The 1,545-nt window shown below is 46.7% G+C and carries 2 protein-coding genes; one reads left to right on the forward strand and one right to left on the reverse strand.

Annotated features, from left to right (window positions below):
• On the forward strand, positions 1-562 hold a 562-nt coding region (locus tag CXF87_RS11970; RefSeq protein WP_101146772.1), incomplete at its 5' end, for a Crp/Fnr family transcriptional regulator.
• A 285-nt stretch (positions 563-847) separates the two neighbouring features.
• Here CXF87_RS11970 and CXF87_RS11975 read toward each other — a convergent pair.
• On the reverse strand, positions 848-1,186 hold the full coding sequence (locus CXF87_RS11975; RefSeq protein ID WP_101146773.1) for a hypothetical protein: 339 nt from the start codon (positions 1,184-1,186) through the stop codon (positions 848-850).
• Positions 1,187-1,545 lie beyond the last annotated feature (359 nt).

Below are 1,545 nucleotides of genomic sequence, written 5' to 3' on the forward strand. Positions count from 1 at the left end.
TTTTTCGTGTGTCTACAAATTAACCCTTGAGGGCAAACGGCAAATAATGGCGTTGCATATTCCTGGGGATATGCCTGATCTCCAAAGTCTGCACTTGCAAGTTATTGATATCAACATTGCTTCACTTAGCCCCTGCAAGCTTGGTTACATACAGCACCAAGACTTATCGCTTTTATTTGAGCGCCACCCTCGCCTCACTGCGGCTTTCTGGCATGAGACGTTGGTGGATGCTTCCATTTTCCGAGAATGGTTGTTGAATGTAGGGCAACGTGAAGGCTATTCACGGGTCGCTCATATTATCTGTGAGCTCTTGCTGCGCCTGGAGGCGGTGGGGCTGGTACAGGATGAGAACACTTTTGATATGCCCATTACCCAAGCGGAGCTTGCGGATGCAACGGGGATGACCCCAGTGCACGTAAACCGAGTGCTACAGGCCCTTCGTAACGATGGCTTGATCATTACGAACAAAAGAAAGGTAACCATACCTGACTGGCAGAAATTAAAGGAGGCTGGCGAGTTTGATTCACTTTACCTTCATCTTGAGAAAAAGGTCATAGGGTAAAGTATTTTTTACTTTTGATATAATAGCCATGAAAGGCGGATTCAAGAGTTAAACCCGACCTGTAAATCTTCTCGTTAGTAGCTAGGACGCCAGGGCCAAACACCTCACCTTAAAAACCGTTCTCCTGTCTGTACGCATATAATAGCGGCATCATCAGGTAAGTAGGAAGAAGCTCCTCTTTCCAACTGGAGGGTGGGCCTTGATCAGAAGGCTACCCAAAAAATATGTTATGTTCCAAGGTAGAAACCCCATTTGATCAAGCCTTTCCTTTACAACCCCCTCCCACTAATTACTTGAAACGGGTGTTAAAGGCTCATCATCAATATCGGGATCATGATGGAATGTAGCAGCTAGTGTATTAGTCTGTTCTTCTAACCCTACTGCTGTTTTTGCATCGATAAGAGGGGAATCGACTTCCACAATGTTCGTCTCGACAGTAGCGTTGACCACCAGCTCAAACCTGGGATCGTCGTAGCGATAAACGAATTCATGTCGGATTTCATCATCATCGAGAATACGTAAGCCAGCGTGTAGCAAATTAAGGTCTTGGCCTTGCACGACAACCTCTTCCTCCACAGGCCCCAAGATACGTAGCGTCACTTGGCCAGTCCATTGCAATGGCATGCTCCCTCTCCTTAACTGTGCGTGTAGCAAAAAGCATAAGCCGTGACTGCCCAAGATGAAAGCTCGCATCACTCCTTCCAGCTATCGACCTGTTTCATCGAGAAGCGATCTAACCTTGTACCGAAAATCGATGGTGCTTCGGGAAATAATAGACACGTTGGAGGCGATGCAATTTTGCAATGCGCTAATTGCCAGAAGAAGCTTCGTCTGCTTCTACGTAGGGCTAAAGCCATACATTCTGTATTGAATACTTGGTCGAGCTGGATGGGAAACCCTTATGCCGCCCTGCGAGTTATGCGAAAGGTGGGCTGATTATTCCCTATTGCTCTTGTGTACATAGCAAAAAAGCCCGCTGATTG

The organism is Halomonas sp. MES3-P3E, from assembly GCF_002836035.1.
GTDB lineage: Bacteria > Pseudomonadota > Gammaproteobacteria > Pseudomonadales > Halomonadaceae > Vreelandella > Vreelandella arctica.

Excerpts from the sequence above, each read along its gene's own strand:
- CXF87_RS11975 (WP_101146773.1), bottom strand. The coding sequence starts at position 1,186 with ATGCCATTGCAATGGACTGGCCAAGTGACGCTACGTATCTTGGGGCCT.